The sequence below is a fragment of the Bradyrhizobium sp. NBAIM01 genome (assembly GCF_020194115.1).
In the GTDB taxonomy this organism is placed as follows: domain Bacteria; phylum Pseudomonadota; class Alphaproteobacteria; order Rhizobiales; family Xanthobacteraceae; genus Bradyrhizobium; species Bradyrhizobium yuanmingense.
Window position 1 is genome coordinate 143,703 of the sequence record NZ_JADYVU010000004.1, and the last position, 24,299, is coordinate 168,001.

26 protein-coding genes are annotated in these 24,299 nt (G+C 63.9%); 8 read left to right on the top strand and 18 right to left on the bottom strand.

Annotation, left to right across the window (positions count from 1 at the left end; all coding sequences use genetic code 11):
• Window positions 1-46 precede the first annotated feature (46 nt).
• The 5 genes from I6F31_RS15900 to I6F31_RS15920 form a co-directional block, all read right to left on the bottom strand.
• Entirely contained in the window at window positions 47-1,318 is a 1,272-nt protein-coding gene (locus I6F31_RS15900; protein WP_225185703.1) for an efflux RND transporter periplasmic adaptor subunit, read from the bottom strand.
• Window positions 1,315-4,497: an efflux RND transporter permease subunit gene (locus I6F31_RS15905; RefSeq protein WP_036011598.1), complete on the bottom strand. Its 3,183-nt coding sequence runs from the start codon at window positions 4,495-4,497 to the stop codon at window positions 1,315-1,317. Before I6F31_RS15905 ends, I6F31_RS15900 begins: the two co-directional genes overlap by 4 nt.
• A gap of 81 nt (window positions 4,498-4,578) precedes the next feature.
• Complete coding sequence (gene rpoH, locus I6F31_RS15910) at window positions 4,579-5,502, bottom strand: RNA polymerase sigma factor RpoH (protein ID WP_036011601.1); 924 nt, start codon at window positions 5,500-5,502, stop codon at window positions 4,579-4,581.
• 60 nt (window positions 5,503-5,562) lie between these two features.
• Entirely contained in the window at window positions 5,563-6,987 is a 1,425-nt protein-coding gene (locus I6F31_RS15915; RefSeq protein WP_225185704.1) for an ATP-binding protein, read from the bottom strand.
• Window positions 6,988-6,999: 12 nt separating this feature from the next.
• Entirely contained in the window at window positions 7,000-7,677 is a 678-nt protein-coding gene (locus I6F31_RS15920) for a response regulator transcription factor (protein WP_225185705.1), read from the bottom strand.
• Between the two features lie 489 nt (window positions 7,678-8,166).
• On the opposite strand from I6F31_RS15920, the gene I6F31_RS15925 reads away from it, so the two are divergent.
• Both I6F31_RS15925 and I6F31_RS15930 read left to right on the top strand, forming a co-directional pair.
• Complete coding sequence (locus I6F31_RS15925; protein WP_036026704.1) at window positions 8,167-8,412, top strand: hypothetical protein; 246 nt, start codon at window positions 8,167-8,169, stop codon at window positions 8,410-8,412.
• Between the two features lie 259 nt (window positions 8,413-8,671).
• On the top strand, window positions 8,672-9,064 hold the full coding sequence (locus I6F31_RS15930) for a hypothetical protein (protein ID WP_225147745.1): 393 nt from the start codon (window positions 8,672-8,674) through the stop codon (window positions 9,062-9,064).
• A 1,737-nt stretch (window positions 9,065-10,801) separates the two neighbouring features.
• Here I6F31_RS15930 and I6F31_RS15935 read toward each other — a convergent pair.
• Both I6F31_RS15935 and I6F31_RS15940 read right to left on the bottom strand, forming a co-directional pair.
• On the bottom strand, window positions 10,802-11,224 hold the full coding sequence (locus I6F31_RS15935) for a hypothetical protein (protein ID WP_036011634.1): 423 nt from the start codon (window positions 11,222-11,224) through the stop codon (window positions 10,802-10,804).
• A 154-nt stretch (window positions 11,225-11,378) separates the two neighbouring features.
• Window positions 11,379-11,855 (bottom strand): DUF3833 family protein, encoded by a 477-nt coding sequence (locus I6F31_RS15940; RefSeq protein WP_225185706.1) that lies wholly within the window; start codon window positions 11,853-11,855, stop codon window positions 11,379-11,381.
• Between the two features lie 243 nt (window positions 11,856-12,098).
• Here I6F31_RS15940 and I6F31_RS15945 point away from each other — a divergent pair, with 243 nt between their 5' ends.
• On the top strand, window positions 12,099-12,368 hold the full coding sequence (locus I6F31_RS15945; protein ID WP_109145159.1) for a hypothetical protein: 270 nt from the start codon (window positions 12,099-12,101) through the stop codon (window positions 12,366-12,368).
• Between the two features lie 76 nt (window positions 12,369-12,444).
• Here I6F31_RS15945 and I6F31_RS15950 read toward each other — a convergent pair whose 3' ends face one another.
• Window positions 12,445-13,386, bottom strand: a complete 942-nt coding sequence (locus I6F31_RS15950; protein ID WP_225114036.1) for a Ku protein — start codon at window positions 13,384-13,386, stop codon at window positions 12,445-12,447.
• Window positions 13,387-13,506: 120 nt separating this feature from the next.
• Window positions 13,507-14,430 (bottom strand): LysR family transcriptional regulator, encoded by a 924-nt coding sequence (locus I6F31_RS15955; protein WP_225134968.1) that lies wholly within the window; start codon window positions 14,428-14,430, stop codon window positions 13,507-13,509.
• 150 nt (window positions 14,431-14,580) lie between these two features.
• Here I6F31_RS15955 and I6F31_RS15960 point away from each other — a divergent pair, with 150 nt between their 5' ends.
• On the top strand, window positions 14,581-15,507 hold the full coding sequence (locus I6F31_RS15960; RefSeq protein WP_225128801.1) for an MBL fold metallo-hydrolase: 927 nt from the start codon (window positions 14,581-14,583) through the stop codon (window positions 15,505-15,507).
• An 80-nt stretch (window positions 15,508-15,587) separates the two neighbouring features.
• Here I6F31_RS15960 and I6F31_RS15965 read toward each other — a convergent pair whose 3' ends face one another.
• From I6F31_RS15965 to I6F31_RS15980, 5 genes are all read right to left on the bottom strand, one after another.
• Entirely contained in the window at window positions 15,588-16,316 is a 729-nt protein-coding gene (locus I6F31_RS15965; RefSeq protein ID WP_225185707.1) for an alpha/beta fold hydrolase, read from the bottom strand.
• A gap of 99 nt (window positions 16,317-16,415) precedes the next feature.
• Window positions 16,416-16,538: a hypothetical protein gene (locus I6F31_RS36520; RefSeq protein WP_260345905.1), complete on the bottom strand. Its 123-nt coding sequence runs from the start codon at window positions 16,536-16,538 to the stop codon at window positions 16,416-16,418.
• A 199-nt stretch (window positions 16,539-16,737) separates the two neighbouring features.
• Window positions 16,738-17,187, bottom strand: coding sequence for a lipocalin-like domain-containing protein (locus tag I6F31_RS15970; protein WP_225114035.1), 450 nt, complete (start codon window positions 17,185-17,187; stop codon window positions 16,738-16,740).
• Window positions 17,188-17,303: 116 nt separating this feature from the next.
• Window positions 17,304-18,260: an oxidoreductase gene (locus tag I6F31_RS15975; protein ID WP_036011654.1), complete on the bottom strand. Its 957-nt coding sequence runs from the start codon at window positions 18,258-18,260 to the stop codon at window positions 17,304-17,306.
• 61 nt (window positions 18,261-18,321) lie between these two features.
• On the bottom strand, window positions 18,322-19,041 hold the full coding sequence (locus tag I6F31_RS15980; RefSeq protein ID WP_225114034.1) for a hypothetical protein: 720 nt from the start codon (window positions 19,039-19,041) through the stop codon (window positions 18,322-18,324).
• 283 nt (window positions 19,042-19,324) lie between these two features.
• On the opposite strand from I6F31_RS15980, the gene I6F31_RS15985 reads away from it, so the two are divergent.
• On the top strand, window positions 19,325-19,873 hold the full coding sequence (locus tag I6F31_RS15985) for a TetR/AcrR family transcriptional regulator (protein ID WP_225114033.1): 549 nt from the start codon (window positions 19,325-19,327) through the stop codon (window positions 19,871-19,873).
• Window positions 19,874-19,929: 56 nt separating this feature from the next.
• Here I6F31_RS15985 and I6F31_RS15990 read toward each other — a convergent pair whose 3' ends face one another.
• Complete coding sequence (locus I6F31_RS15990; RefSeq protein WP_057026102.1) at window positions 19,930-20,727, bottom strand: adenylate/guanylate cyclase domain-containing protein; 798 nt, start codon at window positions 20,725-20,727, stop codon at window positions 19,930-19,932.
• 176 nt (window positions 20,728-20,903) lie between these two features.
• Between I6F31_RS15990 and I6F31_RS15995 the strand changes: the two genes are divergently transcribed.
• From I6F31_RS15995 to I6F31_RS16005, 3 genes are all read left to right on the top strand, one after another.
• Window positions 20,904-21,272: a rhodanese-like domain-containing protein gene (locus tag I6F31_RS15995; protein ID WP_225147752.1), complete on the top strand. Its 369-nt coding sequence runs from the start codon at window positions 20,904-20,906 to the stop codon at window positions 21,270-21,272.
• A gap of 94 nt (window positions 21,273-21,366) precedes the next feature.
• Entirely contained in the window at window positions 21,367-21,573 is a 207-nt protein-coding gene (locus I6F31_RS16000; protein WP_050991724.1) for a hypothetical protein, read from the top strand.
• Window positions 21,574-21,659: 86 nt separating this feature from the next.
• Window positions 21,660-21,839, top strand: a complete 180-nt coding sequence (locus I6F31_RS16005) for a hypothetical protein (RefSeq protein ID WP_036011671.1) — start codon at window positions 21,660-21,662, stop codon at window positions 21,837-21,839.
• Window positions 21,840-22,020: 181 nt separating this feature from the next.
• Here the strand turns inward: I6F31_RS16005 and I6F31_RS16010 are convergent, their stop codons facing one another.
• The 3 genes from I6F31_RS16010 to I6F31_RS16020 all read right to left on the bottom strand — a co-directional run bounded on the left by I6F31_RS16010 (window position 22,021) and on the right by I6F31_RS16020 (window position 24,292).
• The gene (locus I6F31_RS16010) at window positions 22,021-22,344 is read right to left on the bottom strand and encodes a hypothetical protein (protein WP_225147753.1); all 324 of its coding nucleotides are present in this window, start codon (window positions 22,342-22,344) and stop codon (window positions 22,021-22,023) included.
• A gap of 56 nt (window positions 22,345-22,400) precedes the next feature.
• Window positions 22,401-23,606: an adenylate/guanylate cyclase domain-containing protein gene (locus I6F31_RS16015; RefSeq protein ID WP_036011675.1), complete on the bottom strand. Its 1,206-nt coding sequence runs from the start codon at window positions 23,604-23,606 to the stop codon at window positions 22,401-22,403.
• A gap of 101 nt (window positions 23,607-23,707) precedes the next feature.
• Window positions 23,708-24,292, bottom strand: coding sequence for a HutD family protein (locus I6F31_RS16020; RefSeq protein ID WP_036026727.1), 585 nt, complete (start codon window positions 24,290-24,292; stop codon window positions 23,708-23,710).
• Between the last annotated feature and the right edge of the window lie 7 nt (window positions 24,293-24,299).

The window sequence follows — 24,299 nt, forward strand, 5'->3', positions numbered from 1 at the left end:
CAACGCCGTCGTCGCTGCGAGTACAATTCGCATCATCTTTCGCGTCCTAGCTCGTCTCGCTCTTGCGAACGGTGACCTTGCTTCCCTCTGCCAGATTGACCGCGGGATTGAGCACGACCTGGTCGCCGGGCTGCACGCCGTCGCGCACTTCCACCGTGGTGCCGAAATCCCGGGTGATCGAGACCTGCTGAAAATGGACCGTGTTGTTGCGCACAACCACGACATGGAGGCCGTTCTGGTCGAAGACGAGCGCATCGGATGGGATCGTCGTCGATGCTGTCCTGCGCGGGATCGATAGTTCGACCGTGCAATATATGCCCGGACTGAGCAGGCCATCCGGATTGGGCACGTCGATCTCGGTTAGCAGCGTCCGGCTTCCCGGCTGCAGCGCGGTTGCGATCCGCGTGACCTTGCCCGCAAACGTCCGCCCCGGAATCTCGGGGACGCGGATATCCGCATCGACGCCCGGGCCAACGCCGAACGCTTCGTCCTGTGGCACGAACACCTGGGTTCGGATCACGTCGGAATGCATCAGCGTGAACATGAAGGTGGACCCGGCTGATACCAGGCTGCCGTTGTCCACGTTACGCTGCGTGACCACGCCGTCGAATGGCGCCACTACACGCTGATAGGACTTCTCCTGCTGAAGAACTCGGATCTGCGCTTCCTGCGCCGTGATATTCGACTGGGCGACACCCACCGCGCCTTGCTGCGCGCGCAGGGTGAGACGATCGTTGTCGCCCTGTTGTGCCGTCAACCAGCCCTGCTTGACGAGATTGCTGTCGCGCGAGTTGGTCACGTCGGCCAGTTCCCGGCTTGCCTCCGCCTGCTGAAGCGCGGCCTGGTCCTGCGCGAGCGTCGCTTGCGCCTGCGCGATCTGCTGGTCGAGCTCGGGCGCAGTGATTTCCACGAGCAGCTCGCCCTTCTTGACCCGATCGCCGATATCGACGTAGCGCTTCTCGATGTAGCCGCTGGTCCGCGCGAAGATGTTGGCCGCCTCGAACGCGGTCGTCGTCGCCGGCAGGCTCACCTTCATGATGTCGCCTCCGGGCTTCACCGTCGCGACCCGAACCTCGGGAAGGTTGGTTCGAGCCTGCTCTGCCACAGCGGCAACGCCACGCATGGCCTCATAGTGCCGCCAGCCGCCGATGCCGAGACCGCACGCAAGCATGAGGAGCACGCCTCCGCCGAGCAGCGCGCCGCCGTAACGGCGTGCGGATCGAGGGCCCTTTCCCGGCAATTCCACAATCCGGAGGCTCTCCGCCCCCGGGCGGTGTGTCGCCCCGTCGTCATCGGTCCTTGCGCGAACGTCACTCATTCCGGTTGCTCCTCGAATACCCCATGATGAGGCTTGCCGTCGTTGCCTTTGCGCAGCATGGCGAAGAGATAAGGCACGATCAGCAGGGTGGTCGGTGTTGCAAACAGCAGACCGCCGATGACCGCCCGCGCGAGCGCTGCATTCTGCTCCTCGCCGGGCCCGCCGATCGCCATCGGGATCATGCCGACGATCATCGCCGCCGCGGTCATCAGCACGGGCCGGATTCGCGTCCGGCCTGCGCTCAGCGCCGCCTGGAATGCCGAATGCCCCTTCAATTGCTCGTCGCGTGCGAATGTCACGAGCAGGATGGAGTTCGCGGAGGCTACGCCGATCGCCATGATGGCTCCCATCAGCGAAGGCACGTTCAGCGTCGTCCCGGTGATAAACAGCATCGTCACGATGCCGCAGAATGTCGCCGGCAGTGCCAGGATGACGACAAAGGGATCGCCAAAATTCTGGTAGTTCACGACCATCAGCAGGTAGACGAGGATGGCCGCGAACAGCAGTCCAAGGGAGAGATCGCGGAACGATTGGTGCATGCTCTGGATCTGGCCGAGAACCTGGATCGAGTTGCCCGGCTGGAGTTGCTTCTGCAGCGTGGACGTCACCTTCTCGATGTCAGCCGCGACGCTGCCGAGATCACGGCCCTGCACGCTCGCATAGACATCGTAAACCGGCTGCACATTGGCTTGGTTCGAGTTGGTCGGAACGGTGCCCCGCTTGAAGGTCGCAACATTGCTGAGCAGGCCCGGCACCGTCTGCCCGCTTGCGGCAAGCGAGGCCGAAACCGGCGTATTGCCCAGCGCGTTCAGCGAATTGGTCCTGTACTCTGGCGTCTGCACAGCCAGGTAATAGGGAATGCCGGAAGTCGGATCCGTCCAGAAGTTCGGCGAGACCTGCGCGGACGATGAGAGGCTGACATTGATGTTGGTTGCCACCGTGCTCGCATTGAGACCGAGTTGCGCGGCGCGGGTGCGGTCGATGTCGGCGTAGAATGCGGGAGCATCGACCTCCTGCTGCAGATGTGCATCGACCACGCCGGGGATCGCGGCGAGACTCTTTTGCAGTTCCTTGGCGACGGCGAGATTGTTGTTGCCGTAACCGACCGTGCGGACATCGATCTGCGCCGGGAGACCGAAGTTCAGGATCTGCGTGACGATATCGGCCGCCTGGAAATAGAACGTGTCCTCCGGGAATGCCCTCGGCAGCACCTGCCGCAGCCTCCTGATGTAATCCGCCGTCGGCTGGTGCCCTTCCTTCAACGACACGAGAATGGTGCCGTCGTTCACCCCGATGGTGGAACCGTCCGTGAAAGCAAGGTTATAGGGCCGCGCCGGCAGGCCGATATTATCGACGATCAGCGCCCGGTCGTGCTCGGGAATGACCTCGCGGATCTTGTCCTCAACTGCCTGGAAGATCGCTTCCGTCCGCTCGATCCGCGTGCCCGCGGGGGCGCGAACATGGAGCTGGATCTGGCCGCCGTCGATCAGGGGATAGAAGTCCTGGCCGACATAGGCGAACATCGTGGCACCGAGCGCCAGCACCAGCACGGCGACGACGGGTATCACTGCGCGGTGCCGCAGCAGTTTCAGCAGCAGATCGGAATAGCCGTCGCGCAGGCGTTCGAAACCGCGCTCGAATGCCGCGGAGGCGCGTGCGAGGATGTTTGACGGCCGGTTGCCCTCGCCATGACGTTGCTCGCCCTTCAGGAGCAGGCCAATGGTGATCGGCGTCAGCGTCCGCGACAGGCCATAAGACGCCAGCATCGCGAACACCACGGCAAGGCCAAGTGGCGTGAACAGATATTTGGCCGGGCCCTCGAGGAATACGACCGAGATGAACACGCAACTGATCGCGAGCGTCGAGACCAGCGTCGGAATGGCGATTTCGGCGGCTCCGTGCAGAGTCGCGTCCGGCAGCGGCATGCCTTCCTCGGTCCAGAGCCGGTGCGTGTTCTCGATCGTCACCGTCGAATCGTCTACGAGAATACCGACGGCAAGAGCAAGGCCGCCGAGCGTCATGGTGTTGAGGGTCTCGCCGAGGAAATAGAGGACGATCAGCGAGGACAGCATCGCCAGCGGGATCGAGATCAGGACGACGAGCGTCGATCGCCACGATCCCAGGAACACCAGAATCATCAATGCCGTCAGGCCCGCCGCGATCGCGCCTTCGCGCAGCACACCATCGACCGAGTGTGTGACGAAGATTGACTGGTCGAACAGCTCGTTCACCTTCAGCCCCGCGGGCGCCGACGCGCGGATCGACGTCAGGGCCGCTTTCACGCCGTTGACGACGGCCAGCGTGGAGGCATTGCCGTTCTTGATGACGCTGAGCAGGACGGCGCGGTGGCCGTCCTCGCGCACAATGTTCTGCTGAACCTGGGCGCCGTCGCGGACCTGGGCGACGTCCTTCAGGAAGATCGTGGCCCCGTTCGCGAACTTCACCGGGATCATGTTGAGATCCTGGATCGTCGCCGGCGTCGCGTTGGTACGAACGGTGTACTGGGTGTCGCCGATCTTGGTCGTGCCGGTCGGCAGCGTCAGGTTCTGCGTGTTCACTGCGTTGACGATGTCGAGCGGTGTCAATCCGCGCGCCAGCAGCTTGTTCGGATCGAGGTCAACCATGATCTGGCGGTATTTGCCGCCGGTAGGCGTGGGCAGGGTCACGCCTCGAACGGGAGCCAGTTGCTGGCGGACTCGGTAGATGCCGAAATCGTAGAGCTGCTGCTCATTCAGGTTATTCGATTCGAGGCTGAGCTGGAGCACCGGCACGCTTGAGGCATTGAACTGCACGATGATCGGCGGCTGGATGCCGGGAGGCATCAGGGCGCGGATGGCGTTGGTTGCCGAGACGATCTGCGAGATCGCGAGATCGAGATTGACGTCCGGCTGAAAGTAGATCTTCTGAACCGACAAGCCGTTGAGGGTCTGCGCCTCGATATTCTTGATACCGCTGACATTGGCGCTGATCGAATACTGGCTGTAGGTGCTGACGCGCTGTTCCATCTCCGGCGTGGAAAGGCCGGTGTAGCTCCAGATGACGGTGACGACGGGAATCCGGATCTCCGGAAAGATGTCTGTCGGCATCGAGCGAATCGCGATGCCGCCGAGGAACAGGATCAACGCCGCAAGCACGTAGAAAGTATGCGGAAGCCGCAGCGCGAAGCGAACAATTCCCATGATTGGTCTGCCTGAAACAGGGTTACGCAGGATTGTCGGACAAGTGAGGGCGGCCGCGCCTCCGTTCAAATGAAAACGAATTCAGTCGCTGCACGCGGCGGCGTGTGACACATCATGCGCGGCGTTCACGACGGCCCGTTTGACTTTGGCGAAGGTACGGATCTCGATCTGCCGAACCCGCTCGCTGGATATGGACAGCTCTCGGGCGAGCTGATCGCGCGTAACAGGACATTCCTTCAGGCGCCGCGCCTCGAAGATATGACGCTCCCGCGGCGCGAGCCCGTCCAGTGCAGCGCGCAAAGCCCTGCTGCGCTGCTCCGTCTGGTCGTGATCGGCAAGCATCGTCTCGGCGTCGACCGCACCATCGACCAGCAGGGCCTCCAGCTCGGTTCCACCGTCCTCGTCACCGACGCGCGCGTTCAGCGACATGTCGCGGTGGAGTCGCGCGTCCATCTCGATCACCTCGCGCGCCGTCACCTCGAGCTTCCCGGCGATCAATTCGGCGACGTCGGGTGTGAGCCCGGCCATCGCACTGCTGGTGGCTTTCCTGATCTCGCCGCGGAGTTTGAAAAACAGCTTCTTCTGCGCAGCCGTCGTCCCGATCTTGACCAGGGACCACGATCGCAGGATGTAGTCGTGAATGGTGGCCTTGATCCACCAGATCGCATAGCTGGAGAATCGGGCGCCGTGCCCGGGCTCGAAGCGCGACGCCGCGATCACGAGGCCGAGGTTCGCTTCCGCGATCAGATCGACCAGCGGCAGACCGTATCCCTTGTAACCCCTCGCCAACTTGGCGGCGAGCCGAAGATGGCTGGTGACGAGCGCATCCGCGGCGCGCCGGTCCCGCGTTTCCTGCCAGCGACGCGCCAGCTGCTGCTCCTGACCTGATTCAAGTAGCTCGTAGCGCCGGATTGCGGCGGAATAGGCGGTGAGGAACGGCGTCGACACCGCTGCGATCGGCACGGCAACAGGATCGCGGCACACCACCTCATGGCTCGTCTGCATTTGTCACTCCTATAGTCCGGGCCGGCTGATTGATCTCGGAGGCACCACACGTCATTTGGCTCATCCCATCTGGCCGGCGTCCGCGTGCAGCAATGCGCGTGACCGGCGCGCGATGGGCCTGCCCGCACTCCAGGTCCAGGCGAGGATCTCGATCCGCCCACCGGGAGCCGGGCCAATGATCAGCCGGAAGCCGTGCAGCTTGACGATCGCCGCCACCAGGCTCAGTCCAAGCCCGACGCCCGGCGTATTGCGCATCTTGTCGGAGCGGTAAAACCGCCGCAGCACTGCTTCGCGCTCCTGCTCGCTGATGCCGGGCCCGGTATCGCTAACGCGCACCAGCGCGGTCTCGTCCTCCGCCTGCAGGGCGAGGTCCACCCGCCCGCCGGACGGCGTGAACTTGATGGCGTTGTCGACGAGGTTGGCGACTGCCTCGAACAGCAGGTCGCGGTCACCCCACACCTGCACATTGCACTCGGTGACGACGCCGAGCCGGACATGCTTGTCCTCGGCGATCGGCTCGTAGACGTCGCACACCTCCCGCAGAATCTCGTCGAGCGCGACGTCGCCAAACCCGGCCATACGGCGGTTGTTCTCGATCTCTGTCAGGCGCAGCAAGGCCGTGACGATCGCGAGCGACTGGTCGATGCCGGCGATGGCCTTGTCCGCAACGTCCTGCAGCTGTTCCAGCGTCGCCGCATGCGTCCGGCCGCGCTCCAGCGCCAGACGGACGCGGGTCAGCGGCGTCCTGAGATCATGAGCGATGTCGTTGCCGACGCCGGCGAGCGCATTGATCATCGTCTCCATCTCGTCGAGCATGCCGTTGACGATCCTGGCCAGCCGCGCAAACGGGTCGTCCGTCCCGCCCTCCGGAAGCCGCTCGCGCAGCTCGCCGGCCACGATGCGCTGGACCCGCTGGTTGACCTCCTCTACGCGTCGCTGGGCGCGCAAGCTCAGCCAGGCACCCGCAAGCAGGCAGAGGCTGAAGGCCGGCAGCAGACCCAGGGCCAGAGCCTGGCCCACCACGCTCGATATCTCGCGCGTCTCGTCGACGTTCCGTCCCATCACCAGGACATCGCCGCCCTCGAGACGGCTGCCGACCGCCCTGACGACGGGACCATGCTCCGTCGGCTTCTCCAGCAGATCGAGTCGCACGCCCTGCGCCGCCCCATCGAGCCCGAGTTCGCGCGGCACGCGGTCGATATTCCCGGCCAGCCTTTTGCCGGCAGCATCGAACAGTCCCGCGTACTGAACGCCCCTGGAATCCTGCGCGAGGTGATCCGCGATTGCGCTGACGCGGCGGGCCGGGGACAATTTCGCGACGAAGTGGATCTGCGTGGTGATCATGCGATCGGACCGCGCGACCAGATAGGCGTCGAGCTTCCAGTAGATGAAGGCGAACAAGGCGACCACGAACAGCGCAAAGGACGCCGCCACGGCCAGAGCCCAGAGAAATGTGCTGGAGCGGATCAACTGTGTCTGCTGCATCGCCCGTCTCTCCTACCGCGAGCGAAGGACGAAGCCGGAGCCTCGGACATTGTGGATGAGCTGTGTCTCCCCGGGACCGTCCACCTTGTGACGAAGCCGGCCCATATGCACGTCGATCAAGTTGGTGGTCGCCGGAACGAACTTGTAGTTCCAGACCTCCTCGAGCAGCATCGCGCGCGTCAAGAGCTGATCGCTCCGGCGCATCATGTACTCGAGCAAGCGGAATTCGCGCGGCAACAGGTCGAGCTTGCGCTCGCCGCGTCGCGCGGTGCGCTCGATCAGATCGAGCTCGAGGGGCCCGACATGCAGGATGGTTTCGCGGCTGTCGCTCGGCCGGCGCAGCAGCGCCTCGATTCGCGCAACCAGTTCGATGAGCGCGAACGGCTTTGTGAGATAGTCGTCCCCGCCCATGCGCAACCCGCGCACCCGGTCATTCACGGCGCCAAGCGCACTCAACACCAGCACAGGCGTCCTCACCTGCTCCTTGCGCAGCACCTCGATGACGGTCAGCCCGTCAACTCCCGGGAGCATGCGATCGACGATCATGGCATCGGGGCTCGACGCACGCGCCCGCGCGAGACCCTCGACGCCGTTGCCGGCCCACTGCACCTCGAAGCCGCGATCGCCGAGTTCGGCGAGGATCGCCTCGGCGGTTTCAGTGTCGTCCTCAATCAGGAGAATCCGGGTCATGAGCCTCGTACCATAATTCCCACGGCGTCTCGATGCGCGGTTGGGCAGCACGGGTACGGCGTCGGGCCGTGTCATGCTCAGTGCCCGCGTACGTCGGACGCGCGTCGCTGATGCCGCCTGTTACCGGTCGCCCGCTGCGCTATGAGGTAGCTCTGCCGCGCGCACCGCGCCATTAAATTGCGGTTCATGTTGTCGGCTGTGCGTGCCGCCAACGGCACGAGGACCCGCACCACGCGTGTTACAAATGCAATGATCATCTTCCGCGCTCCGCTGCCAACCGACTGGATCGAACATATGCCGTCAACGCACGTGCCGTCGTCTCAGGGACCACGGATGTTATGCATTCACACGATCGTGGCTGCGACACCGCAGCGGCTCTCGGGCGGTTGAAATGCAGTGAGCAAAACGTGCGTTGGAAACGTGGCCGATCGTTCAGACATCGTCGCTGAGCCGGCTTGATCGGCCCGATGTCGTCAGAGGAGAGAGCGAATGACCACGTCCAAACTATTCTCGATAGGATTGATCGCGGCCGCAATGCTGGGTGGCCCGGTCATGGCGCGCGAGCACCAGCGCGCCGCGCAGCGGCCCGACGTGGGCGCCGATACAGTCGCGGCGACCACGCCGTTCCATTATCCGGGCGAGCGCGCCTGCGTTCCGGCGCCGCGCGTCGGCGCCTTTGCCACCGCGCCGTGGACCGGCAACAACGTACCGTGCGAGCCGGGCACAGGCAGCTAGTACTGATTGGGTGACGCGGCCTGCCCTATAGCTTCGCCGCGTTTTGCAATAACGAGAAGCGGACTGCGCTGGTCGGCCCGCTCCTACGCGTGCGTCGCGCCGATCCGCGAGACGCTCTTCGCGAGCGGCTTGCCTGATATTCTGACATCGAATTCAGTTGGATCGCCTCGTACCGGACCTACCTCTCCCTCATCACTGACCCGGCCATCGGCAACCTCGCGCGGAACATGGCCGGACAGCGCAACAAGAGGAGTCATCCATGAAACGTGCAATCATGATTCTGGCGACAGCAGCACTCGCCTCGACGCTCGCCGTTGGCGCGGCCAATGCCCATGGCGGCGGTGGTGGCGGTGGCCACGGCGGTGGTTTTGGCGGTGGCGGCTTTGGCGGCGGACATGCAGGCTTCGGCGCTGGACATGCGGCCTTCGGCGGCGGCGCGCATTTCGGCGGCATGGGCCATGAGGGAGATTTTGCCGGCGGCGCCCGGTTCGGCGGCGAGCACCTTGGCTTCGGTGGTCATGACGGAGGCCTGCGCCAGCACGCGTTTCACCACTTCCGCCGAGGCGGCTATGGATTCTACGGCGCCTATCCAGATTGCTACGACTGGTACGAGTTGCATCCCGACCTGCCGTTACCGCTGAGCTGCAGCTAACCCCACACTCAGCAACCATTGGTCTGGAGCAGCGTGGACGCATTGCCGTTCGCGTCGAGGATAGAGTCGATGAAGTGCGTCGTTCTATTCGCGCCTGGCCACGTCAAGCACGTCCTGCGGCAAGCTCGTGAGCATCGCCTCCTTCTTCCGAGGTGCGCTGCCCGCGCTGTGCTTCCGTGCACTTCTGCGAGGCGGCCTAATCGCTGCCGTGTGGTCTGCGCGACCGCAGAATAGCTAAGGCGGAACCTCGGTCATCTCTCGCGATCGAGGAGGCTGTTGCGTGCTCCCGTGCGCCCGTTCCGACTATAAAGCCTCGACCGGCGCGGCGCTCGACGATCGCACATCGGTCTCTCGATAGCGTTCCACCGCTTCAGACGACTTGTACTAAATTGGCCCCGACGGTTTTCCTCGAGCAGGTTGTTCATTGCGGGCCACGCTCGCAGCACCCAGCTCCACAAGACCACGACATCTGGACAACAAATCGCGGCATCCAACCCAAGATCTAGCGTCATCACCCATTCGACTAGCAGATCTTTGGAATTGACCTAAAACGACTCGCGATCTTTTGGCGACGGACGCGAAACCAATGACTTAATCGACTCGCATTTGATTGGTCCCGACAGCACTCAGGAATCGCTGAAAACGGTCGCGTACCGAAGGTGCGCGGATTGATTTCTGATCATTCGACTTGGCGCGCTACGGTTTCTCCGCCGGAATCCGACCATCCGGATCCATTTTCAGATACTCACCGCGATCGGTGGTGAAAGCCGCGGTGCTGGGCAACGCCAGGCGTTGTCTGGTAGGCCCTGTTGGGCCCAAACAAGGGAGCCGCGCCGCCAGGGCGTTCCAGGCCCATTCTGCCTGCTGGCGTCAATTCGCAGTCGTTCAACACATCCCGATCGGGATATTGCGCCTGAAACGAATCTGGATGTTGAGTCGCCCACAATGGGCACTGGGCGCTTGCAGAGCTTATCGCGCCAATCGACATCATCGCTGCAATAACAAAGGTCCTGAATCCAGTCATGGTCGTGCTCCGAACGGCTGTTGTTTTCGTGCGGAGCATTCGCGCTGACTCGAACCGGCTGCTCTGTTGAAATGCGCTTCCTTCGAATTTCTTGGTTGAGCATTAGGTGGGTATGCGCTCGGGAAAAACACGTGGGTGAACAATCACGCCTGCGCGAATGGCAAATCGGTGTGCTCATCATCGCGTGACGCACCCCGGCGACGAAAGACTCCAAACCGTGACGCAACTGCCAGCATGAAGCCGAGTGCGGGGTTTACAGATTCGCACGAATTCGACCGCCAACCCGCGCGTGATGCCGAGGACGTTACCAGTCTTGCAGGCGTCACCGATTGCGAGGGCGTGGACCGAGGCTCATCTAACTCATCATCGTAGGTCTATCGGAGAAACTCCCATGCGATCGGGTCTCGTTTTGAGCCTTTTGATTATCCTGTGGGCCCCCGTCAGCGCCGCGGTGGCAGGCCAGGTCCATCGGCATCATGCAAAAGCGCATCCTCGTATTCTGACGACTGGGAGTACTGCGGCCTGGGCTTATTCACCGGCACGGCCGGACCGCCGTCAACCGGCCCCGCACTATGATGATCAACCAGAGCCAGGTCATAATCCTTACGAGAGATGGGGTGGTTAGCACCCCGTCGCCTCCGCGTCGCCGCCGGCTTGGCGCCCCTTCGAGCGCGGCGATGGACCGCTAGTTCGTTGCCGACCTCAATCCCGGTTCAGGAGGCGTTCGCCCGCGCCCGTTCGCGGGCTTCGCGGCGGCGCTCTCGGCGATCGCGCCGACGCTTGGCCCGGTCGGCTGGCTGCGGCAGCGGGGAAAGCGGAGCAATCTCCAATACCGGCTGGGACGTCTCATCGACCGGGGCCGCCAGGCTGGGCTCGCTTGGTGCCGGGCGGGCTTCCATGAATGCCAATATGTCTCGCCCCTTGGACGTCAGTCTCCAGCCACCGCTGATGCGCTCGACAAGCCCCTGTGAAAAGATGTCGAGGTCCGGCACCCGGCTGGCAAGACGCCTCGTCCGGTCGGCCCAATCCCGGCCACTGGTCGCCAGGATCGCCATGTCGCGCTTGAGGTCTTCCATGACGGCAAAGCCATCCGGATAGCTCACCAGGATCTTCAAAACCGTAACCTGGAAATTCAACGCCCCCGCCCCCGCTCTGGTCAATCAACGCCAGACGATCCCTCCCCGGGAACGGCCATCGTACTTTGCTTCGGTGCGGTCGCGATTCAAAAATGTTAATCTGGAGGAAGACGGGCGCGCAGGGGAGCGGGGCTGCAGCCCGCGTCGGGCGAACCTAAAGCTTCCGATACGTCACATGCGCCGTCGCGAACGGAATGCCCGCGCGCCCGGCGGATCGGCGCACGATGCAGGCGCGGTCATCGATCGCATAGAACCAATCGTCGAAGTTCAGCTTGAACGACTTTCCGTCGCCTTGGGGCGTGTCGCGCGTGTACTTCCAATGGAATGCACAACCGGTCTGCTCGCCCGTGGCTTCACCCTCCAGTCGATTTTCGTGGCCGATGTATTGACCTTCGCTCAGCTTGTGGATCGTCCAGCGCAACGTGTCGCTATGGCCGTCATCAAAGGTGTAGGTTTCAGTCAGAACGACAGTGTCGGTGTCCGCGTCCAATTCGCCATGCGCCGTGATCGTCGCCCGCTTCAACAGCCCGCCGACGAGACTCTCGACCACCGCCCATCCTTCCAAGCGACCAACGAAGAACTGCTCAGGGAGAAACACCGGCGTGGTGCCAGCGAACGCATCAATGACCATGCTTTTCCTCCGAAACCGATGACAACATAAGCCGCCTCTCAGCACCAGGGTTCCTCAGGAGGAAACCTGCCTGGCTCTGCTGGGTGCTTGCAACGCATACAGACGCTGCGTCACAACGCGCGCTCCCCTTCATCCGGAACACGTGGACAAGCCCAGCCCTGCCGTTTGGGAATCTCTGACCCGTGCTAACAGCCCGGAACGATCTGGCGGCGGCACGGATTCGTCCCGCAGGAGCAATCTCGCATGCTGATGACCAGGGAAAGACGGCCGGCGATCCGGACCTTACGGGGATGGGCCACCCACGTGCTGCACGAGGCCGGCGCGATCTGCGAATGCGAGGAGCACGGCTGGGCCAGGGACCGCGCCGACCCGCACGCGCGCCATCGCGCGGTCGTGCTTGCGCGCCAGGATCCGCCGGACGGCGTCTCTGCCGATCAGGCGGTCGCGGAGATCAACGATGTCCTCGATTCGATCGGCGATACATGTCCGGAGTGCCCTGACGAGGGCCTTTGAGGCCTGCGACTAGGACCTTCGCGTACCAAGCGGCATAGGGCGTGTTTTCGATTTAAGTCCGGCGTCACGGGATGCTTCATGCCGATTTCCGCCGCGCCCCTGCGGCCGGCTTTTTCGCGGACGTCTCCCTGGCGGCCGCCTTCTTGCCGGCGATCGGCATCAGCATCTCCTTCTGGCCGGCCGCCGCCTTCCTCGGCTTCTTCGCCGGCTTGTCCGCCTTCGCGGGCGCGGCCTGCTTCCCGACTTCCTTGCCGACGCTCCGCCGCAGCGCCTCCATGAGGTCGACGACGTTCTCGCCCTTCGGCCGCTCCTTCGGCCGGATCACCTTGCCGGCGCGCTTTTCGTTGATCAGGTCGATCAGCGCGGTCTCGTAATGGTCCTCGAACTTTTCGGGCGCGAAGCGTCCGGCCTTCTGGTTGACGATGTGCCGGGCGAGATCGAGCATGTCCTTGGTGACCTTCACGTCCTGGATGTCGTCGAAATATTCAGCCTCGCTGCGCACCTCGTAGGGGTAGCGCAAGAGGGTGCCGACGAGGCCCTTGTCCATCGGCTCCAGCGCGATGATGTGCTCGCGGTTGGTCAGCACCACGCGCCCGATCGCGACCTTGTTCATCTCGCGAATGGTCTCGCGGATCACCGCGAAGGCGTCGTGGCCGATCTTGCCGTCGGGCCGGATGTAATAGGGGCGGATCAGATAGCGCGCGTCGATGTCCGATTTGTCGACGAACTCGTCGATCTCGATGGTGCGCGTGGACTCCAGCGCGATCTCCTCGAGCTCTTCCTTGGAGACCTCGATGTATTGGCCCTTCTCGAGCTCATAGCCCTTGACGATGTCCTCGTTCGTCACCTCGTCGCCGGTCTCCGCGTCCACCTTCACGTATTTGATGCGGTGGCCGGTCTGCCGGTTGAGCTGGTTGAACGAGATCTTCTCGCTCTCGGAGGTGGCGGGATAGAGCGCCACGGGACAGGTGACGAGGGACAGTCTCAGGAAGCCTTTCCAATTGGCGCGCGGGGCCATTTACGCAGAACTCCGGTTCGAGGCGGCTTGGATTCAAGACGAACGGCCGGCCCGGGTTCCGACATCGGGAGCAACATTCATGACGAGCACGCTTTGCGGCGTCTTGCTCCATGTTTTGGTTTAGGCGGCGCCCGACTTGACAGAATCGACCACCAGCCGGCGCAACCAGACCGCGCCGGGATCGTCGTGACTTCGTTCGTGCCAGAGCAGGCGATAGCCGTAGGGCGTCACCTGCGCCGGCGGTTTCAGCATCACGAGACCGAGCCGCGGCGCAAGCTGCCGGGCCGCCCGCGAGGGCATGGTCACCAGGTAATCCGACGCAGCCGTGATCACCGCGGCCGTTGCGAAATATGGAACACGCAGCGCGACGTGCCGCTTGTAGCCGCGCTCGGCCAATGCGGTATCGATCGGCCCGCCCTGCCCGCCAAAAATGCTGACCACGATGTGCGGCCAGGCCGTGAACAGCTTGATCGGCAGCACGTCCTTTGCCCCGCGCATCTGCTTGAGCAAAGGATGCCCTTGCCGGACCAGCGTCACGAAATTTTCGCGGAACAGCTCGCGCGCCCGAAACGAGCCGGATACCGGATTATCGGCATACAGCACGAAATCCACCTGACCGTCAGCGAGCATGCGGAACACATCACGCGAGAAGCTGACGACCTCGATCGCCGCCCCGGGTGCCTCGCGCGCAAAGTGGGCGGCGACATTGGGCAGGATGGCGAGCGCCCCATAATCGGTCGTCGCGATGCGAAAGACGCGGTCGGTGGCGGAAGGATCGAATTTCGGCTTGTGGAGAAATGTCTCGACGCCGCCGAGCAAGGTCGCCAGCGGCTCGCGCATCGCCTCGGCGCGCAGCGTCGGCGTCATGCCGCTTGCCGCCTTCACCATCAGCCGGTCACCGAACAGGCGCCGCAGCTTTGCCAGCGCACGGCTGATCGCGGGTTGGCTGCTGCCGAGACGCTCAGCGGCGCGCGTGACGCTGCCGGTCTCGAGCAGCGCATGCAACACCACCAGCAGGTTGAGGTCGACTTTCGCCAAATCCATCGAACGCATAATGTAAATTCTATCATGACATTTGTGGATGATGCCAGATCATCGTACACAGACCCCACCGCGATAGGCCGGAGAAGCCGTATGCCATCACATCTGAACATCAGCCGCCGCATAATGCTCGCAGGCGGCGCGGCCGGAGCGATGACGCCGCTGCTGGGCATGCCGGCCGCGATCGCGCAAACGCCTGCTGGCAGGGCCAATTCCGGCCACTACAGTTTTCGGATCGGCGATATCAAGACAACCGTCGTCAGCGACGGCACGCTGAGCGGCAATCCGCGCATCTATGCCCACACCGCCCAGGCGGAGGAACTCGGCAGGACGCTGAGCGATGCGTTCCTGCCGACCGACACCTTCAGGCTCAACCTGAACACGCTTCTGCTGGAAACCGGTGGCAGGAGAATCCTGATCGAGGCAGGTGCAGCGCAAACGCTGGGCCCCGATGGCGGACATCTATTCCGCAACCTTGCGGCGATCGGCGTGGAGCCCGAGCACATCGACGCCATCGTGATCACGCATACCCATCCCGATCACGTCGGCAATCTCAGCCGCGCCGACGGATCGAGCGCTTTTCCGAAGGCGACGGTCCATCTTCCCGAGGACGATTTTGCGTTCTTCATCCGTAACGAGCCTGACCTGTCGCGGCTGCCCATGCCGGAAGATTTCCGGCGCGCCTTCATCGCCAATATCAAGCGAAGCGTGGCGCCCGTCGCCAAGTCTGCCGTGCTGTACCGGCCGGGCAGCGAGTTGTTGCCGGGCATAACGACGATCGCCGCCGGCGGCCACACGCCGGGCATGTCGGCGATCCTGGTGCATTCCGGCGCGCAAGCATTGCTGATCACGTCCGATGCCGCCTATAGCCCCCTACTCAACATCGACAATGCCTGGCGGCCCGGGCCGGATCTCGATCCCGATACCGCGTTGCAGTCGCGCAGGCGCTTGTTCGACCGCGCTGCGACGGACCGCATCCCGGTGCTTGGATTCCATTTCCCGTTTCCGGGCATCGGCAACATCAGGAAGACGGACGACGGCTATCGCTGGGTGCCGGCGAACTGGCGGTTCGAAGGCTGAGCCAGCCCGAAGATGCGAAAGCGGCTATCGTAGGATCTCAAGCCCATCATTCTACGACCGCCGTATGCAGAAGCGCTGTTCTATCCAGGCGCCGCCCCGGCGATTTCCGAGATGAATCGTCCGCAGCGCTCTACGATCAGATCCTTGTCGTTATCGAGCGTGGCGACATGATAGGAATTGTCGAGCCAAAGCAGGCGCACGTCGTTGGAACTGACCTCCTGCGCGATTCGCTTGCCATTGGCCGCCGGCACGACGTGGTCCTCTCTGGAATGAATGGCGAGCGTGGGACAGCTGACCTTGCGCAGCAGGCTTTCGGTCGCAGCAATCAGGACGTGGACCTGCCGGAGGCAAGCGACTGGCACCTCCTGATAGGCCAGCTCCTTGACGCCGGCGGCCTTGATGTCCGATCCGATGCCGGGAACGCGCTTCGGCGCCGCGCCGTCCGATACGAGCTCGGCCATCGCGCCATCGAAGATTCCGGCGGCACCGTTGATCGGCACGGCGCCTGCGACGATGTTCGGAAAACGTGCGGCTAGGTTGAGCGTCAGCGTGCCTCCCATGGACAGGCCGGTGACGAAGACCTTGGTGCCCTGGCCAGCCAGCTCGTGAAGCGCCTGCTCCGCCGACGCGAGCCAATCGAGATAGCCGGTCGTTTCCATGTCGTCCGGTGAGGTGCCGTGGCCCCCCAGGCGAGGCCCGCTGACGGTGAAGCCGAAGCGCCGGTGAAGCTCTTCGCCGAGGTACCGCATGCTTTGCGTCGTTCCCGTGAAGCCGTGGAGCACGAGGACCGCAGGCCCCTTGCCCTGCATGAAGAATGGTTCGGCTCCAGCCATCACATCGGTCATGTCATCTCTCCTGTTGTCATCGCGGCTGCGGCCGCATCCGTTCTCGTTCCGATATCGAGGCAATCATGACTGGCGCCTTGCCGAATATGCGGCCGCTGCAAGGCCGATGATCGCACCCTGCAGCATCAGCTTGGCGGATTCGCCAAGCCCCAGACTCGTCAGCAGGTTGAAGCTGAATGTCAACATCAAGGCGGCGACGGTCGAGCCGAGCCCCTCTCCCAGGACTATTGCATATGGTGCTTTGCGCGAGCTGAGCGCGCGCCTCGTCCTTCAACGCCCGCTAACGGCGGGCGTCTCGAAGAATGGCCACAGGCGAGATCGCTCCCATATGTGATCGCCCTGCCCCTTTCCGGAGCCGAAGGTAACGCCGTCGGCGTGAACGGCGCTAGCGGACCCGCTCGAACGTGATGCGGATCTTCGTGCCGTCAGGTCGTTCAAAATTCTCGGTCATGACGTCGCCGTCGACCACCAGACGCAATTCCTTCCGCGTCCGAACGCTGCCGATCCAGTTCGGAAAGGTGCAGCCCTCGACCTTGTTGCCGCTGAACTCGCCGTTCTCATCCACCGTGTAGGTGCCGAAAAAGCCGATGCTGCCGGCCATGGCCGCGCGGTTTTCCGCGTCCGTGCCCTCTCCCCGCACGCTGGAGGCAAAGCGCGGGACGTCCGAGTCGGTCAGCACCTCGATGAAGTGCATGTCCGGCGTGAAGGTCAGCAGCCCGTTCGGCCGCGCGCCATAGGCCGGCAGGTTCTTTCCTTCCGGATCGATCTGAGCGGAGACCATTCTCCAGGTGCCGAGCACCTTGTTCGGCGGCGTCGCGTGGACTGGAGCACTCATCAGGCAAACTCCCAAAGCGATCAGCACCAGATTTCGACGGGTCATGTTGGAGTCCTCTGCTTCGTCTTTCTACGCGGCCGCCGGGCCTCGGAATGGCGGACCTGCGCGAGGCCGCTTCAAGTGCACAGATCCGTCCTCGCCTGGGTGCGGGACGACTCCGTCGCTAAGCGAGCGCCGGTCAGTCTTGCCGAGACATCCCACAGATGAGACGCCACCGCATCGTCATCGGCCTGCGGCGGCACGCGGGCCACGGACGGCGAACCGCGGATTTCGCCGAACTTGTCCGGACCGTAATAGCCGCCGGGGACGATGTCCGGCGACGTCGCCGCGAACAGCGTCGGCAGCGCACCTTGCGCCGCCGGCTGAAACAGGAACCAGAGGGCGGTCCGCGCCAGGCCGGGAAGGCTCATCCGGCCGGCGCCATTCGGAATGAGGTCGGTCCGCGATACGCCGGGATGGGCCGCAACGCTGGTGATGCCCCAGCCGAACCTCCGGCTGCGTCGCTGCAGCTCGAACGCAAACATCAGGTTCGCAAGCTTGGACTGGCTGTAGATCGGCATCGGCTGGTAGCGACGCTCAGCCTGCAGATTGTCGAACTCGATCGCTCCGCTGCGCGCTGCCAGGCTGGACACGGTGACGACGCGCGGCTCGACGCCCTTGTGCAGCAGCGGCAGAAGCTCGGCCGTCAGCGCGAAATGGCCGAGGTGGTTCGTGCCGAACTGCATTTCGAACCCGTCGGCCGTTACTTGCCGGACAGGGGGCATCATGACCGCGGCATTGTTGACGAGCAGGTCGAGACTGTCCCGTTGGCCACGCAAACGGGAGCCGAAGGCCCGCACCGAATGAATATCCGCAAGGTCGAGCCGTTCGAACCGGACGTTGGCGTTGGGCTGACGGGATCGGATCCGCGCGACGGCGTCTGCTCCCTTCGAGGCATTGCGACCGGCAATGATCACTTCGCCGTCCGCACGCGCCAACGCCAGCGCATCTTGGTAACCCAGGCCACCCGTGCCCGTGACAACGGCGCAACGCCCCCGCTGGGACGGAATATCGCTCGCACTCCAACCAGGCATCGGGCCATCTCCCACGGCACAACATCACATCGGGCCAGTTAAATTACACCTAGTGTAATTTTCAAGCGTTGTGCCGCCCGAGCCTGTTGACCTTCTCGTGAACGACACCTGCGCCGCGGCCCTCCCGCGCTGCGCGATTCAGTGGCCGCAGCGAAGCTCTGAGGATCCCGCGCAGCCGGACAAGCAAGAGGGCGGCTAGCGCCCGCAGCTTGGCCAGCGTCCCGGCGCGGATGACGGTCAGCACGGGGAGCAGCGCGAGCAGAAGGCTGAGGCCAATCCAGCGCAGAAGGCGGCCGGCCAGAAAGGCCTGGATCGTCGGGGTCCAGTCGTCCACCACGAGATTGACGGTCGCGGCGAACGCCGCCTTCGCACCGAGACAGAGGAAGCTGTTCGAAACGACGTTCGCCAGATCGAAGCAGGGATGGAACGAGATTGCGCACAGCAGGATGAGAACGCCGAAATTGCCGAGATACGGCGAACGTATGGCCTTCACCGCGCGCGCGAGGGTCCGAGCGACAAATCGACGCTGGTCACGTTCCCTTGGCGAGCCTTGCACGGCGCCGTCGAGGCGCTGCTCGCCGGCATGACGGGCTCGCGCGTCATGTATCGTCCGGGGGACGGATTGCAGGCTCCTGCGAGGTCTGCTGATTGCACGGCGAGGCCGGTGCGGCGCGCCCTGGCGATGGCTGGAGGCGACGTAACCGGCAGGATTGCGGCGTAGAAGCTCGATGTTGCCGGAGCTGCGCGTGCGCTGGTCCTTCCCGGCCGCCGCTTGCAGCAAACCGGCCTCGGCATCGTGGAAATCGCAACGCGAAGCATCGGCATCCCGGTCGTTCGCCGGGCCGTCCCTGTCTGCAGTCATCTTGATCCAGTTCGCTGGTCTTGGACGCCTCGAATCGGCCCGAGCCTTGCTGGCCGGCCTCACATGCAGTAATTTCGCACTTGATGCGGAATTTTATCGCACTGAGTGTAATTTTGAATGAGGCCGTTGTGTGTCGAAACAGGACGGAGACGACCCATCACCGAAAAGCGAGGGACTGAGGGAGCAAAAGCGCCGCGAAACGTTGCGACGGATCACCGACACCGGTCTGAGGCTCTTCCTTCGGAACGGCTATGAGGCGACGACGCTCGACGCCATCGCGGAGGCAGCGGGAATTTCGCGTCGGACCTTCTTCTATTATTTCAAGTCGAAGGAAGACATCATCCTGGCCTGGCAGGGCGGTCTCGCCGAAGCCATAGGGCGCGCCGTTCTGGAGCAATCGACCAAGCAGCCGCCGCTCGAAGCGGTGAAGAATGCACTGGTCAGACTCACGGCGTCCTACGAGGACGTCCAGGCCCGGAAACAAATGATGGAGATCGACCGGTTCATCCGCACCAACGAGACGCTTCGCGCCCGCGAGGCCACCAAATACGCCCAACAGGAACAGGCGGTCTTCGACGCGCTCTGCACGATGTGGCCGCAGCCCAAGCGGCGAACGGCACTCCGCATAGTCGCGATGGTCTCAATCGGAGCTTTTCGCCTTGCGATCGACAGTTGGAGCCAGGATGAGGGAAGGCGTCCCTTCGCCGCCTATTTGCGGGACCGTTTCGCAAACATGAAGGCGGAAGCTTGAATCCAGGGGCTGTGACTGAGGCGCAGCCTCGCAAGGCTTATTGCGCCGCGATGCCCTCAGCCCTCCACCCGGTACAGCCGCCACCTTTCGGGCACCCCCTTGAGCCGGTGCTGGCCATGATCCCTCAGGTTGATTGCGGACTGCGCCGCCATCAGTTCCTTTACCGCGCTCGAAACCAGCACCTCGCCCGCGCGTGCTTTCGCTGCAACCCGGGTGCAGATGTGGAACGCGAGGCCGACCATTTCGCCGCCGCTGATGGTGTATTCGCCCGCGTGGAGACCCACCCTGATCTCGAGGCCGAGCGTGCGCACGGCTTTCTGAATCGCGGCCGCGCAGGCGATGCCGGCAGCGGGTTTCCTGAAGGTCGCCAGCACGCCGTCGCCCGTGGTCACGACCTCCTTGCCGCGGCACGTCTTCAGCTCCTTGCGGACCGCCGCGTAATAATGGCCTATCACCTTGGTCCAGCGCGCATCGCCGAGCTTGGCTGCCTTCGCCGTGGAGCCGACGATGTCCACGATGAGGATGGTGGCGAGCGCCTGCTTGAGCTCGGCGGCGCGGGCAGCCGACCGGCGCCGGTTCGCGATGGGTCCGGTCAGCGGCTCATAGCGGTGATTGCGGCGCCGCGCGATCGCGGCTTTCGTGTACTCCTGCGCGCGCTGCGCGGTGCCGCAACGGATCGTCTTCTCCTGCGGCGACCGCGACCAGTAGACCTTGCGCCCGGCGCCGGCGCCCTGCACCTCCACCGCGCCCCATTTCAGGAAGACCGCCGCGCCGACGCGTCTGACGCACCACGCCTTCGAGGTGTATCCGGAGACGTTGGACTGATGGACACCGATGCGGAGAAATTTGGGCATGAAGGTGCGGCCAGAGACCGTTTGGGCGTAGCTTCGGCAAGGCTAGTCGGACAATCCGGCCTTGGCAACCGGACCTCCGGCCTCTGACTCCGGCGGGACAAGCTTATCCAGGAGCGATGTCCAGATCGATGTGCTATCCTCCTATGGGGCGGCAGAAGAAAATCCGGAGAGAATTTATGGCAACGAGTGTCAAGCAAATGCTGGAAGCTGCGAGCGCGGCGGTCCCGAAGATCACCTCGGAGCAGGCGGCCGAGATGATCAACAAGGGCAACACGCTGGTCGTGGACGTTCGCGATGCGCCGGAAGTCGCCGCCAGCGGCAAGATCGCCGGCGCCGTGAACGTCTCGCGCGGGATGCTGGAGTTTCGCGCCGACCCGGAGTCGCCCTATCACGACAAGGCGTTCGACAAGGGCAAGACCGTCATCCTCTATTGCGCATCCGGCGGCAGGTCGGCGCTGGCCGGCAAGCTCTTGAAGGATATGGGTTACGAGAACGTCTACAACGTCGGCGGCTTCAAGGACTGGACGGGCGCAGTCGAGAAGTAGCGAGAACAGCGGCGCGGTTCCGTTGACTGCGCTGCGAACTCCGATTGGCACTTTCTGCGGCAAGGCGCGTTGCGGTGTTGTCGAGGAGGCGCAGATGACCAAGACCAAGGCTGCCCACGCACAAGACGCCAAGATTCCCACGCAAGCAGCGCTCAATCCCGGTGACGAAGCTCCGCCCGGAACCAAGGGCACCGGCGACGACGTCTGTCCCGATTGTCACGGCAAGGGACGCATCGACGGCGCGCCTTGCGCCACCTGCGGCGGGAGCGGCACCATCACGCGGGCAGTCGGCGGCGCCTGACGCCGCCTCGTCCAGCGGCTTCATCCTCAAAGCAACGATCGGCCCTTCACGTGTGTTTTCCCCAACTGGAGACAGTGAGGCGCACCATGAACAAGACGACCGGACTGACACCCGACGACTTTCCGATCGAAGCCGACAAGGACAAGCTGAAGACACACAAGGGCGAGCCGGTGGCCTCGGCCGAGACCGAGCAGATTGCGGACGAGATCGCCGACCGGCTGAACGAGCAAGCCCACCAGGAAGAGCAGGACCGCTGGTCAGCCTAGTTCAGCGGGTTTGCGGCGCCCCATCGAATTTGGAACGACCACGCGTTCCCGCGCATTGGCCCTTCGCCGGCGTCTCACCATTCCGGCAAATGGCGGCCCCGGCTCAAGCCCGCCCCCGGATGCCGGGCCGGGGCGGCCTAGAGCGCGATGCGATTAGGATGAACCGTCATCGCGCTCCAGGTTATTTTTTGAGCATGATCTTTTTGGAAAACCGCTGCGCACTTTGCGCTGCGCGGCCCTCCGGGTCCGGATCATGCACCAGGCCGAGCACAGGAGCGGACATGAAAGCACTCGTCATAGCAGGGCTCATCGCGGCGCTCGCCTCGTCTCCTTCCGCCTTCGCGCAAAGCGGCGCGGGGCCGTCGAGGACGGGCTCCGGCATCAATTCGACCGGCACCGGCGGCACGACCGGCGCGGGCGCCTCCAGCCTCAATACGTCGTCGGACGCCAACAACGGCGGCGCCAATGCACCGGCGAAGTCGTCAACGATGAGGCCGGGCGACAACGATCCGGCCAGGCAGACCCAGGGGGGCCAACAGGCCCTGCCGAACGCCCCCGGAACTAACCGGAAATAGCGCGAGCCGGATAGGCATAGAGCTCGATCGGGGCGTTGAAGCCGCGCACCTCGTGCCGGCCGACATGCTCCAATGCGAACTCCTTCTCGACAAGCTCGGCGAAATCGCGTGACAGCAGCACATTCCTGCCGAGCGTCTTGGTCAGCGCCTCCAGGCGGGAGGCCATGTTGACGGCCGGGCCGATCACCGTGAAATCCAGCCGCTGGGCAGATCCGATATTGCCGTACATGACATCACCGACGTGGACGCCGATGCCGTAGTTCAGCGGCGCGCGGCCGGTCGCGCTGTTCCGATCGTTGAGCGCGGCCATGGCTCCCCTCGCCTCGGCCACCGCATGCAGAAGATTGGCGCAGGCGTTCGGCTGATGCAGCGGGAAGATGGCGAGCAGCCCGTCGCCGATGAACTTCAGGATCTCGCCGCCGTGCCGCGCGATCGGCTCCGACATCGCGTCGAAATAGTCGTTGAGAAGGTCGATGACATCGTCGCGCGGCCAGTTGTCGGAGATCTTGGTGAAGTCCCTGAGGTCGCAGATCATGATCGCGGCGCGCACCGTCGTGCCGGTGCCGCGCCTGGTGGCGCCGGCCAGGATCAGCTCGCCGGCATGGGAGCCGACATAAGTTTCCAGCAGCGTGCGCGCCAGGCGATTCTTGATGCGGATCTCGCTGACCAGCGCCAGCACCGGCAACAGCTTCTTCAGGCCGGCGATGTGGACATCCTCGAAACCGCCGGGACGATCAGTGGCGAAGGTCACGACGTGGCGCTTGCCGAGCGTGTGCAGCAGCGGCCAGGCCACATAGTCGGTCATGCCCAGCGACCGCATGTCGTCATAGAGGGCATGCTTGCGACCGAGCGAGGAATCCTGTTCGAGCTTTTCGCGGACCTCGTCGGCACCGTCATGGATCTCGTTGGCGGAGCTGCCGATATATTCGGACCGCTCGCGAACGTCATAGTCGGCCAGCGTGATCTCCGCCTCGCGCTTGCCGTCGGACCACATCATGCGGGCACCCAGCCATTGCGGATGATGGATCATCACGTGAAGCGTCGATCGCTTGAGCGGAATGCCCGCCTGCTGCAGGCGGATGCACATCAGCGCGAAGATGTCGTCGATGAAGCGCTCGTCGCGCGTGCCGTTGGTCAGCCAGTCGATGACGCCGTCGGCCAGTGTGGGGGCGTATGTGTGTGGCGCATTCATATCCTGCCCCTCGAGCTGCGGTTTAGCCAGCAGATATCGTGCGCCGGCCCGGCGGCGTCAACCTAGCTAGTTGCATGGATTGTGCGCATCGGTCTGAGGTTCTAGACCAGAAGCCGGATCGACCCCAGCACCGCCAGACCCGCGACGAGCGCAAGCTGCGACGGCCCGGCCAGCTCGACCTTCAACGTGCCGGTGCGGGGAATCGCAAATTCCTCGTTGTCGAGGCGGATGCGGCATTCGCCGCGCGGGGCGTAGACCAGATGCGTGCCGGCGGCGAGGTGCCGGTCGCCGGGCTGCTTCAACGCGAGGAGATCGATCTCGGCCGCGCCGCGCCGCGCCATGAGGTTCACGACCTCGACGGGACCGGCCTCGAGCTCGGTCACGATCTCGAGCTCGCCGGTGAACCGCACCGTCGTAAAAGGTTCACGTTCGTCGAATTCCTGCGTCGGCGACTTCAGCACCAGCCCGCGGCCCTCGACGACCATTTGCAAGCGGTCGATGCCGGGCATGTGGGAGAACGGACCGGACGCAAGAATCGGCGTCGACGCAAAGCGCCAGAGCAGGCTGTCCCAGTCCTTCCGCGGCGCATCGGCCCGATGCGCATCCGCGATGTCGGTGAAGACGCCGGCGCCGTTCTTCCACGGCGAGCGGGTGTAGATTTCAGGATTGAGCAGCGTTGCCTTCATGTCTTGA

Coding starts and splice junctions, on each gene's coding strand:
- I6F31_RS16000 (WP_050991724.1), top strand. CDS start 21,367: ATGACCAAGACCAAGGCTGCCCACGCACAAGACGCCAAGATTCCCACG.
- I6F31_RS15945 (WP_109145159.1), top strand. CDS start 12,099: ATGCTGATGACCAGGGAAAGACGGCCGGCGATCCGGACCTTACGGGGA.
- I6F31_RS15995 (WP_225147752.1), top strand. CDS start 20,904: ATGGCAACGAGTGTCAAGCAAATGCTGGAAGCTGCGAGCGCGGCGGTC.
- I6F31_RS15950 (WP_225114036.1), bottom strand. CDS start 13,386: ATGGCCCCGCGCGCCAATTGGAAAGGCTTCCTGAGACTGTCCCTCGTC.
- rpoH (WP_036011601.1), bottom strand. CDS start 5,502: ATGCAGACGAGCCATGAGGTGGTGTGCCGCGATCCTGTTGCCGTGCCG.
- I6F31_RS16005 (WP_036011671.1), top strand. CDS start 21,660: ATGAACAAGACGACCGGACTGACACCCGACGACTTTCCGATCGAAGCC.
- I6F31_RS15905 (WP_036011598.1), bottom strand. CDS start 4,497: ATGGGAATTGTTCGCTTCGCGCTGCGGCTTCCGCATACTTTCTACGTG.
- I6F31_RS15970 (WP_225114035.1), bottom strand. CDS start 17,187: ATGAGTGCTCCAGTCCACGCGACGCCGCCGAACAAGGTGCTCGGCACC.
- I6F31_RS16020 (WP_036026727.1), bottom strand. CDS start 24,292: ATGAAGGCAACGCTGCTCAATCCTGAAATCTACACCCGCTCGCCGTGG.
- I6F31_RS15955 (WP_225134968.1), bottom strand. CDS start 14,430: ATGGATTTGGCGAAAGTCGACCTCAACCTGCTGGTGGTGTTGCATGCG.
- I6F31_RS15975 (WP_036011654.1), bottom strand. CDS start 18,260: ATGCCTGGTTGGAGTGCGAGCGATATTCCGTCCCAGCGGGGGCGTTGC.
- I6F31_RS15940 (WP_225185706.1), bottom strand. CDS start 11,855: ATGGTCATTGATGCGTTCGCTGGCACCACGCCGGTGTTTCTCCCTGAG.
- I6F31_RS15930 (WP_225147745.1), top strand. CDS start 8,672: ATGAAACGTGCAATCATGATTCTGGCGACAGCAGCACTCGCCTCGACG.
- I6F31_RS15965 (WP_225185707.1), bottom strand. CDS start 16,316: ATGCAGGGCAAGGGGCCTGCGGTCCTCGTGCTCCACGGCTTCACGGGA.
- I6F31_RS15920 (WP_225185705.1), bottom strand. CDS start 7,677: ATGACCCGGATTCTCCTGATTGAGGACGACACTGAAACCGCCGAGGCG.
- I6F31_RS15960 (WP_225128801.1), top strand. CDS start 14,581: ATGACGCCGCTGCTGGGCATGCCGGCCGCGATCGCGCAAACGCCTGCT.
- I6F31_RS15925 (WP_036026704.1), top strand. CDS start 8,167: ATGACCACGTCCAAACTATTCTCGATAGGATTGATCGCGGCCGCAATG.
- I6F31_RS15900 (WP_225185703.1), bottom strand. CDS start 1,318: ATGAGTGACGTTCGCGCAAGGACCGATGACGACGGGGCGACACACCGC.
- I6F31_RS15990 (WP_057026102.1), bottom strand. CDS start 20,727: ATGCCCAAATTTCTCCGCATCGGTGTCCATCAGTCCAACGTCTCCGGA.
- I6F31_RS16015 (WP_036011675.1), bottom strand. CDS start 23,606: ATGAATGCGCCACACACATACGCCCCCACACTGGCCGACGGCGTCATC.
- I6F31_RS36520 (WP_260345905.1), bottom strand. CDS start 16,538: ATGTTGACATTCAGCTTCAACCTGCTGACGAGTCTGGGGCTTGGCGAA.
- I6F31_RS15915 (WP_225185704.1), bottom strand. CDS start 6,987: ATGCAGCAGACACAGTTGATCCGCTCCAGCACATTTCTCTGGGCTCTG.